The following is a 10,580-nucleotide window of genomic DNA, read 5'->3' as shown; positions in this document are numbered from 1 at the left end:
GTCAACAGTCAACAGTCAACAGTCAACAGTCAACAGTCAACAGTCAACAGTCAACAGTCAACAGTCAACAGTCAACAATCATGTATGAGTGCAACCGGAAGTGATATGATTAACCGGATTTGATATGACTCGCTGGTCTCTCCCTCTAAGATTATAAAATCTACTAATTTCAACTACCAATTTAAATTACTTTTAGGACGAATATGTTTCCTAAACCCCTCAATCGTTTGGTTACAAAAATTATCGGCAAAGTTCCATTACAAACGGTGCTCGTGGTTCCTTTTTTAGTGCAAATTGTCGGTACGGTTGGAGTTGTAGGTTGGCTATCTTTCCAAAACGGTCAGCGGGCAGTCAACGATGTTGCCGCTCAGTTGCGAGAAGAAATTAGCGATCGCATCAAAGACCGCATGGAAAATTATATGTCAATTCCCCACATTGTCAATCACCTGAACGTTCAAGGCATAAAATTGGGGCAGTTGAACCTAGAAGAAAAGCAAAAACTCGAACATCATTTTCTCGAACAAATTCAATATTTTGATTCTATCAGCATCATTTACACAGGCAAAGAAAATGGAGAACACTCTGGAGCAATCCGCACTAAAAATGGGATTTTGATATCGGCTGCTGACAGCTCTACTGGCAATAAGTTAGCTCGATATACTGCGGACTCTCAGGGAAACCGCGTTCAATTAGTGCAAATTTCACCCAATATTTACGACCCGCGAACTCGCCCTTGGTACATAGCTGCCGCTGCGAGCAAAAAACCTATTTGGACTCCAATTTATACGGATTTTTTGACGAGGGAACTGGCAATTACTGCTGCTTTGCCTATCTACGACGACGCTGGCAAATTGTTAGGAGTAGCTGGTAGCGATTTGCTCTTTTCCCGAATCAAAGAATTTCTCGTCAGCCTCAAAATTGGCAAGTCGGGGCAAACTTTTGTGATGGAGCGATCGGGGATGTTAATTGCTACTTCAACCTCGAGTCCAGAATTCGTGGTGGAAGGTAAAGAAACCAGACGTATTAAAGCTTCAGAAAGCGAGAATCCGGTAATTCGCCAAACTGCACAACATTTAGAGAAATCCTACGATAGCTTAGCTAAAATTAATAATTCTCAACAACTTACTTTTGATGTTGATGGCCAGCGAAATTTTATTCAGGTAGCTCCTTTTAAAGACGATCGAGGGTTGGATTGGCTGATTGTAGTAGTTGTACCAGAGTCTGACTTTATGGAGCAAATTAACCTCAACACGCGCACGACTTTTTTACTGTCGCTTGCAGCATTGATGGGGGCGACAATCCTGGGGATTCTTACTGCTAAATGGGTTGTTCAGCCGATTTTAAGATTAAATGCGGCGGCGAAAGCTTTGGCCCGGAATGAATGGGATACAAAACTCACTCTGAATCGCGAAGATGAACTCGGAGAACTTGCCACTGCTTTTAACAGCATGGCCGAGCAATTGCAGCATTCATTTACTTCTCTCTCGGAAAGCGAAAACCGAGTAAAACAATTTTTCAATGCAGTACCGCTAGGGATTTTTATTGCAGATCCCAACGGTCAACCTTACTACATTAATCCTACCGGAGAGCAACTTTTATCTCAAGGAATTGTACCAACAAATTCCGAAAGTTTACGTCAATCCTACCGAGTTTATTTAGCGGGTACTCAGGAAATTTATCCGGCGGAACGCGACCCAATTTTAAATGCTTTGCAGGGTAAAAGTGTAACTGTTGATGATATTGAAATCTCCTCGACTGACAAAACTGTTCCCCTGCAAGTTTGGGGAACTCCTATTTATGACGCTCAAGGAAATATTATCTACGCGATGTGCGCTTTTCAAGATATTACAGAACGCAAACTAGCGGAGAAAGTATTAAAGGAATACAACGACAATTTAGCAGTGCAAGTTGCAGAACGTACCGCCGATCTTGCCAAGGCAAAAGAAAAGTTTTCTAAAGCTTTTCGTTTAAGTCCTAATGCGATTACCCTGACTAGAATTAGCGATGGTCGCCACATAGAAGCCAATGAGAGCTTTTGTCGAATGATGGGTTACAGTCACGAAGAAATTATTGGAAAAACAGCGGTTGAACTCAATTTCTGGGCGAGTTTGGGAGAGCGCGATCGCATGATTCAAATGTTAAAGAATAAGACGGCTCTTCACAACTATGAGCTGAGGTTTCGCAATAAAAGTGGTACAGAAAGAACGGCACTGCTGTCGATAGAAACCATCGATATTGACGGAGAAGCTTGTTTCTTGTCGATTTCTAGCGATATTACCGAGCGCCAAAAAGCAGAAACTGCCCTCCGGGAAGCAGAAGAAAAGTACCGCAACATTTATGAAAATGCTTTGAATGGAATTTTTCAAACTGCTATTGACGGGAAATATATCAGCGCTAACCCCGCTTTAGCTAACATCTACGGTTACGACTCGCCTGCAGAATTAATAGCAGCACAGCCGAATTTCCATAACCAGCTTTACGTGAAACCCAACCGTCGCGAAGAATTTGCAGCGCTGATGAACGAGTACGGGATACTATCAAACTTTGAATCGGAAATTTCCCGCAAAGATGGCAGTATAATCTGGATTTCGGAAAATTGTCGCGCTGCCTGCGATGAAGCAGGAAATCTACTTTACTACGAAGGTTTTATTAAAGATATTACTGATAACAAACAAGCGGAAATCAAACTGCAGCAGGCGAAAGAAGCGGCCGAAGCGGCAAACAAAGCGAAGAGTACCTTTCTCGCCAATATGAGCCACGAATTACGATCGCCCCTGAACGCGGTCATCGGCTTTGCTCAAGTCATGATCCGCAGTAAAACGTTGTCTCAGGAAAATCAAGAAGATGTTGCAATTATCCTGCGGAGTGGGGAACATTTACTGGCTTTAATTAACCAAGTTTTAGACTTGTCAAAAATCGAAGCAGGACGCACGACGATTAATGAAAAAAGCTTCGATTTGTACCAAGTCATAGACGATTTAGAAGATATGTTTGCTCTCAAAGCTGAGCAAAAAGGTTTGCAATTAATCTTCGACAGAGACGCAGAAGTTCCCCATTACATTTGTACTGATGAAGTTAAATTGCGCCAAGTTTTAATTAATTTGCTCAATAATGCAATTAAATTTACTTCAGAAGGGGGAGTGTCGATGCAAGTCAAAGGAGGAAAACGGAATATACATAAAAACAGCACTGACCAATTGCCGGGCCGCTACTGGCTGCATTTTGAAGTTCAAGATACTGGTGCAGGCATTGCTGCTGAGGAAATCCATCAGTTGTTTGAAGCATTCGTGCAGACGAAAACAGGTAAAGATTCTCAGGAAGGAACGGGTTTAGGTTTAGCTATTAGCCGCCAGTTCGTGCAATTAATGGGAGGTGAAATTACTGTTAGCAGCGAGATCGGAAAGGGTGCAGTATTTCAGTTTGACATTCAAGTTCATCTGGTTGAAGCTAGTGATATTGAAAGCAAAAAAACTCAACGCCGAGTTGTTGCCCTCGAACCGAATCAGCCGAGTTATCGCTTGCTAATTGTGGACGACAAACCTTTGAACCGCCAACTGTTGGTAAAACTTCTCAGTCCACTCGGATTTGAGTTGAGAGAAGCGAATAACGGTAAAGAAGCGGTTGATATTTTTATGGAGTGGGAACCGCATCTGATTTGGATGGACATGAGAATGCCTGTGATGGACGGCTATGAGGCAACGAAACAGATTAAAACTACAACTGGCGGGCAAGCAACGGCGATTGTGGCCCTAACTGCTAGCGTTTTGGAGGAAGAACGGGCGGTGATTCTTTCGGCGGGTTGCGATGATTTTATGCGGAAACCGTTCCGCGAGGAGGATATCTTTGTGGCAATGGGAAAACATTTAGGAGTACGCTATATTTATGAAGATCCAACCGCAGTAAGTGCCGGAGGTGTAGAGGAGTCAAGTCAGGAGGTGCTGACACCGCAGGCTTTCGCTTCTCTTTCTCCAGACTGGATGGCCCTATTCAAGCAAAGTATTTTGAGTGTGGACATGGAGGCGATCGCCACTTCGATCGCACAAATCGGCACTGTCAATCCCTCTCTTGCGGGCAAGCTTCAAGATTGCATTAATAATTTTGAATATGACAGAATTTTGAACATAATCGAACTCAGCGACAAACAGTAAATACCCGATGACTTCAACTTCCCCTAAAACCAATCGAGCTAATATTTTAGTAGTGGACGATACGCCAGAAAACCTGCGGCTGCTGGCAGGAATTTTGAGCGAAAAAGGCTATCAAGTTCGCCCGGTACCCAATGGCAAGCTAGCATTGTCTGCGGCTCAAAAAATACCCCCGGATCTAGTGCTGCTGGATATTATGATGCCGGAAATGGACGGCTATCAAGTTTGCCAGCAACTCAAAGCTTCTGAAATTACAAAAGACATTCCTGTTATTTTTATTAGTGCGATCAATGACGTGCTGGATAAAGTTAAAGCTTTTGGAGTTGGCGGAGTTGACTTTATTACTAAACCGTTTCAGGTTGAAGAAGTTTTAGCCCGGATAGAAACTCATTTAAAAATTTGTTCACTGCAACAAACTTTGCAAGAAAAAAATCAAGATTTAGCAACGGCGATCCACCAACTGCAAGCCACCCAAGAGCATTTGATCCAATCGGAAAAAATGGCAGCCCTGGGACAACTGATTGCCGGCATTGCCCACGAAATCAATACCCCCCTGGGCATTATCGGTTCTTCTGTTAATAATATATCTAATTTTTCCGACGAGTTTTTAGAAAATTTTCTTCAAATTTATCAAGAACTTTCTGAGGAAAGCAAAGCTTATTTTTTAGCTTTACTGTACAGAGCCACCCATCAAGAAGTTTTATTCACAAGCAGAGAGAAACGGAAATTTAAGCAGCAGTTGAGGGGGGATTTGATGGCAGAATCGGTTGAAAAATCTGATGAAATTGCGGATACTTTAGTTGACATGGAAATCTACGAAAACATCAAAGAGTTCTTGCCGCTTTTTAAATCGCCGGATTGCGAAGTAGTTTTAAATAGTGCCTACCAGTTTGCGAGCTTTAAAAAAAGTATTAGCCTGATCCAAAGAGCGACAGCGAAGTCTGGGAAAGTTGTATTTGCATTAAAAACTTACGCTCATTTTGATAGCCAACCAGAAAAAGTCCAGGCGAACTTGCACGAGGGCATTGAAACGGTGTTAACTCTTTATCAAAATCAACTGAAACACGGTATAGAAGTAGTTAAAAATTATGGAGATTTACCCCAAATTATGTGCTATCCCGATGACTTAAATCAAGTTTGGACGAATCTCGTTCATAATGCCCTGCAAGCAATGGATTATAAAGGTATTTTGACGATTGAAACTCGGCAGCAAGAAGCAAATATTTTACTCAAGTTTACTGATAACGGTAAAGGTATTCCCTCAGAAGTTATTCCCAAAATTTTTCAGCCATTTTTTACGACTAAATCGGCGGGCGAAGGTAGCGGTTTGGGATTGGATATTGTGAGAAAAATTGTGGAAAAACACGAAGGCACAATTGCTGTAGATTCTGTACCGGGGCAGACAACTTTTACAGTCTCGCTGCCAATTTATTAAACAAAACTTACCTGCAGGAGGCTGATTCCCTCTGACGGAAAGCATCCAGGATGCAAGCCCCCGGATTCATCCGTCCAGAAATAAAAAACCTGTATCCGATAAACAAACGCCCGAATTTATCCGTGGGGTCAATGCTTCAATTCTTTAATCTAAAATCTAAAATCTAAAATCGATTGACACTCGTTGCTGTCTCGTTGACAAATACAAGATTTATTAGGAGAAACCGGGTTTATCTTCGGAAGTCCTATTAAAATAAGATAGGGGACAGATATCCTGCATCTTTGCCCGAAATCTATAACGTAAAAGCAAGTCATGTCGGTAAACCTACTAAAATTTAAGCAGAGAGCAAAAGATGAATAAGCCTATAATTCTTTGCGTTGATGATGAACCAGATATCTTGAATACTCTCAAGATCCAGCTAAAAAATGAATTTAAGAATGATTACTTTTATGAATTAGCTGAAAGTGGTGATGAAGCTTTAGATCTACTTGAGGAGTTTCAAGAAGAAGCTCAGGTGATTGTGGTTGTTTCTGATTGGCTGATGCCGGGAATTAAAGGTGACGAACTTTTAATTAAAGTTCACCAAAAATATCCTAAAATTATTAAGGTGATGTTGACGGGTCAAGCGGATGCAGCGGCAGTTCAGCGGGCAGTAGAAGAAGCAGATTTATACTGTTGTTTGTACAAACCCTGGCAAAGCAAAGACTTAATAGAGACTATAAAATCTGGGCTGGCTAAGTTATGAAAAAACCTGTGATTGTTTGTATTGATGATGAACCTGACGTTTTGAACAGTTTAAAGATTGAACTGAAAAAGGCGATCGGCGATCGGTGTATAATTGAAACCGCTGAAGGGGGGGCTGATGCTTTAGAGTTGCTGGCAGATTTGCAGGCAGATGAATACGAGATTGCTTTGGTGCTTTCCGATTATATCATGCCGGATATTAAAGGGGATGAACTGCTCAGAAGAATTCACGAAAGCTCGCCGGAGACGCTGACTATTATGCTAACTGGGCAAGCAGATTTGGAAGCCCTTAGTAATGCTATTAAGTATGCGAAATTGTACCGTTATATTCCTAAACCTTGGCAAAATGAAGACTTGAAATTAACGGTTGTAGAAGCAGTTCACAGTTATTTGCAAGATCAAAAGTTAACAGATGAAATTCATAAGCGCCAAGAAGTAAACGAGGAGTTAAAGCTAGTAAATGAGGCCCTGTCGGCGAGTGAAAGCCGCCTGAGTCAATTTTTAGAAGCTTTGCCAGTGGGGGTATCTGTTTATCATCCCGATGGCTCGATCGCCTATTTCAACCAGGCAGCGCGGGATTTGCTGGGTGCAGACACTATCCCGGAAAGCACTGCGGAACAATTAGCTGCCACTTATCAACTTTATGTTGCCAATACTGATGAGCTTTACCCGCCGGATAATCTGCCAATTTTGCGGGCTCTCAAAGGAGAATCTGTTAAGGTTGACGATGTAGAAATCCGTCAAGATGGCAAAAGAATTGCGATCGAGATCAATACCACGCCGATTTTTGACGCTAGCGGAAATATTGTTTATGCGATCGCAGCTTTTCAAGATATTAGCGATCGCAAACAAGCCGAAAAAATAGTAGCAGATTACCACCACACCTTAGAAGCCCAAATTGACGAACGCACAGAACAACTGCAACAAGCCGCCTTAGCTGCTGAAGCAGCAAACAAAGCTAAAAGCACGTTTATTGCCAATATGAGCCACGAGTTACGCACCCCTCTCAATTCTATACTCGGCTTTGCACAAATCATGGAACCCAGCCCGGATCTTACTGTCGAAAACCGAGAAAATATGAGAATTATTCGGCGTAGTGGCGAACATTTGCTCACCTTGATCAATGAAGTCTTAGATTTGTCAAAAATCGAAGCGGGGCGGATGACACTCAACCCGAAAAATTTTGACCTCTACCGCTTGCTTGACGATTTGCAAGATATGTTTCAACTGCGGGTACATAATGAAGAATTGCAGTTGCATTTCCAGCGCGATGCTGACGTTCCTCAGTACGTGCGTACCGATGATATTAAACTGCGGCAAGTGCTGATTAATCTTCTGAGTAATGCGATTAAGTTTACGCAAACAGGCGACATCATCTTAAGAGTTATAAAGTTAGAAAGATCGGGATTTCTGGATTTATTGGAGAGTCCCACAGCTTGCTTTGATACCACAAGAACTATTCGGGATTTTTCGAGAACTAGCAGTGAGTTTGTACAGGTTGAATGGAGCGATGAGGCTGATGATTCAACAGTGCCGGATTTTTTCCTTCTCTTTGAAATTGAAGATACAGGAGTTGGCATTGCTCCCGAAGAATTGGGCGATATTTTTAAGGCTTTTGTGCAAACCGCTTCCGGTCAAAAAATTCAGAAAGGCACGGGTTTAGGATTGAAGCTCAGCCGTCAATTTGTCCGCCTGATGGGAGGAGAAATTGTCGTAGAAAGTCAACTGGAACTCGGCACGACTTTTAAATTTGAAATTCCTGTCGGTGCGGTTTATGCTGCCGATATTCCTGATCCGCAACTTAAGCGCGAAGTTACTGGGTTGGAACCCAATCAACCGTGCTACCGGATTTTAATTGTGGACGATCGCGAAGACAACCGCCAACTTTTAGTAAAAATGCTTTCTCCTTTAGGTTTCGGGGTGGAACAAGCCACCAACGGCCAGGAAGCCATAGAAATGTGGGAAAATTGGCATCCGCACTTAATTTTGATGGATGTGCGAATGCCAGTGATGGACGGCTACGAAGCTACTAAACAAATTAAGGCCAAAATCAAGCAGAGAGAGCAAGAGCAGCAAGGAAAGGGCGAAATGAATATTTCCCATCCCGACTCCCCGATTCCAAAGATTATTGCTTTGACAGCTAGTACAATTGAAGGAAGGCAAGCGTTTGCTTTATTGGTCGGCTGCGACGATTTTATTAGCAAACCTTTCCGCAAAATAGATATATTTGATACCCTCACCAAACATTTGGGGGTGAAGTATGTCTACTCTAACTCAACGGACTTGATCTCAATAGGCGATCGAAATAATTTATCGGGCTCGCTCCCTAATGCTGCGCTTGCTTATTTACCTAGACTTCCTGCAGAATGGATAGACAACATGAAGCAGGTAATCCGCAGTGCTGATTTTGACTTAATTGTCAGGACAATCGACGAAATAAGGGAGCCTCATCCTGAATTGGCGGAAATTCTCCAGGGTCATCTCGATAATTTTGATTACCAGAAAATTCTCAATTTAATTGCCGAGGCGGAGGAATCAGATCATGCAGATGAAGGCGGAACAAACTGAAAACTATCAAGCCGATATTTTAGTAGTTGACGATACGCCAGATAATCTGCGTTTGTTGATTAGAATTTTGCAAAAAACTGGCTATAAAGTTCGCCCGGTTACTAATGGTTTTGCGGCGTTAGATGCTATTCAATCTAGCGCACCCGATTTAATTTTACTCGATATTATGATGCCGGATATTGACGGCTACGAACTATGTAAAAAATTAAAAGCATCGCAATTTAGGGAAATCCCCATCATTTTTCTCAGCGCCCTAGAAGAAGGAATAAATAAAGCAAAAGCTTTTGAAGTGGGCGGAGCAGATTATATCACAAAGCCTTTTCAGGTGAAAGAAGTATTGGCGCGAGTGAGCAATCAACTTACTGTGCGTTCATTGCAAATCCAATTGCAAGAAAAAAATCAAAAATTGACCGCTCAAAACGTCCAGTTACACCAGGAAATCGCCGAACGCCGCCAGGTTGAAATGGAGACGAGATTGCTGCTGCAGGCGACTCAAGCTATTAGCAAATCTGAGGATTTTGAGTCGGCTATAGATGTGATTTTAGGTTTAATTTGCCAAACTATTGAATGGAATCTGGGCGAAGCTTGGATTCCTTGCAGTGAGGGCTTTTTAAAATGCGCTACAGGCAGGTACGTCAGTGACTTGAGTTTTGCCCAATTCCGACAAACAAGTTGGCAGTTGACTTTTGCTCCAGGTGTGGGACTCCCAGGTAGGATTTGGCAGTCCCAGCAGTCAGAATGGATCGAGGATGTTTCTACTGCACCGGAACAAGTTTTTTTACGAGCGGAAATTGCGCGGAATGTGGGATTGAAAGCGGCTTTTGGGGTGCCAATTGTGGCGGACAATCAAGTGTTAGCTATTTTGATTTTTTATCGCGAAAAAGTCCTGAAATGTCAGCCGCGCTTGTTGGAATTAGTGAGCGCCGTTGCTACGCAGCTTGGTTCGTTGATTCAGCGAAAACAAGCTGAAGCAGCGCTGAAACTGCAGCAAGGACAAACAGAGAAATTGCTGCTGAATATTTTACCGAAACCTATTGCGGATCGCTTGCAAAAAGAGCGAAAGTTGATAGCCGATCATTTTGATGATGTGAGCGTATTGTTTGCTGATTTGGTGGGTTTTACAGAGTTTTCGGCTCACAAAACTCCGACGCAGTTGGTGGAAATTTTGAACGGGATTTTCTCGGAGTTTGATAGGTTGTCTGAGTTGCACGGGTTGGAAAAGATTAAGACTATTGGGGATGCTTACATGGTGGTTGGGGGTTTGCCGACGCCGCAGGAGGATCACTCCTCGGCGATCGCACTTTTAGCTTTGGAGATGCAGGCAGCTTTGAGGAGGTTTAATGCCAAAATGGGAGAAAGTTTTCAATTGCGGATCGGAATTCACAGCGGTTCGGTGGTGGCGGGAATTATTGGTATTAGCAAATTTAGCTATGATTTGTGGGGGGATACTGTTAATGTTGCTTCACGCATGGAGTCGAATGGATTGCCTGGTAAAATTCAAGTGACCCTGGCAACTTACGAGCGTTTGAAAGAGCAGTTTGTTTTGGAAGAACGAGGCTATATCCCCATTAAAGGTAAAGGAAGAATGCTGACTTACTGGTTAATTGAAGAAAAAAGTAAATCTTTGTGATTTTTCGAGGTCAATTTCAATTAATATTAAAATTAGATTTAATTTGCACTTTCTGGAG

General features: G+C 42.5%; 5 protein-coding genes. All 5 read left to right on the top strand.

Annotated elements, in window-relative coordinates; translation table 11 throughout:
- Positions 1–203 precede the first annotated feature (203 nt).
- Positions 204–4,148, top strand: coding sequence for a PAS domain S-box protein (locus QUB12_RS26630; RefSeq protein WP_333143470.1), 3,945 nt, complete (start codon positions 204–206; stop codon positions 4,146–4,148).
- Positions 4,149–4,155: 7 nt separating this feature from the next.
- Positions 4,156–5,580, top strand: coding sequence for a response regulator (locus tag QUB12_RS26625; protein ID WP_333309174.1), 1,425 nt, complete (start codon positions 4,156–4,158; stop codon positions 5,578–5,580).
- Positions 5,581–5,932: 352 nt separating this feature from the next.
- Positions 5,933–6,325 (top strand): response regulator, encoded by a 393-nt coding sequence (locus QUB12_RS26620; protein ID WP_333143472.1) that lies wholly within the window; start codon positions 5,933–5,935, stop codon positions 6,323–6,325.
- The gene (locus QUB12_RS26615) at positions 6,322–8,892 is read left to right on the top strand and encodes a response regulator (RefSeq protein ID WP_333309172.1); all 2,571 of its coding nucleotides are present in this window, start codon (positions 6,322–6,324) and stop codon (positions 8,890–8,892) included. The genes QUB12_RS26620 and QUB12_RS26615 overlap by 4 nt, the downstream gene beginning before the upstream one ends.
- Positions 8,867–10,522, top strand: coding sequence for an adenylate/guanylate cyclase domain-containing protein (locus QUB12_RS26610; protein ID WP_333309170.1), 1,656 nt, complete (start codon positions 8,867–8,869; stop codon positions 10,520–10,522). The genes QUB12_RS26615 and QUB12_RS26610 overlap by 26 nt, the downstream gene beginning before the upstream one ends.
- The last annotated feature ends 58 nt before the right edge of the window (positions 10,523–10,580 follow it).

This window comes from Microcoleus sp. B7-D4, assembly GCF_036705125.1.
Taxonomy (GTDB): Bacteria; Cyanobacteriota; Cyanobacteriia; order Cyanobacteriales; family Microcoleaceae; genus Microcoleus.
The sequence above is the reverse complement of the archived record's forward strand: the minus strand, read 5'-3'. Positions and strand labels throughout refer to the sequence as shown.

What these genes read in the sequence shown, in the direction of transcription:
- QUB12_RS26625 (WP_333309174.1), top strand. Translation starts at nt 4,156, where the DNA reads ATGACTTCAACTTCCCCTAAAACCAATCGAGCTAATATTTTAGTAGTG.
- QUB12_RS26630 (WP_333143470.1), top strand. Translation starts at nt 204, where the DNA reads ATGTTTCCTAAACCCCTCAATCGTTTGGTTACAAAAATTATCGGCAAA.
- QUB12_RS26610 (WP_333309170.1), top strand. Translation starts at nt 8,867, where the DNA reads ATGCAGATGAAGGCGGAACAAACTGAAAACTATCAAGCCGATATTTTA.
- QUB12_RS26620 (WP_333143472.1), top strand. Translation starts at nt 5,933, where the DNA reads ATGAATAAGCCTATAATTCTTTGCGTTGATGATGAACCAGATATCTTG.
- QUB12_RS26615 (WP_333309172.1), top strand. Translation starts at nt 6,322, where the DNA reads ATGAAAAAACCTGTGATTGTTTGTATTGATGATGAACCTGACGTTTTG.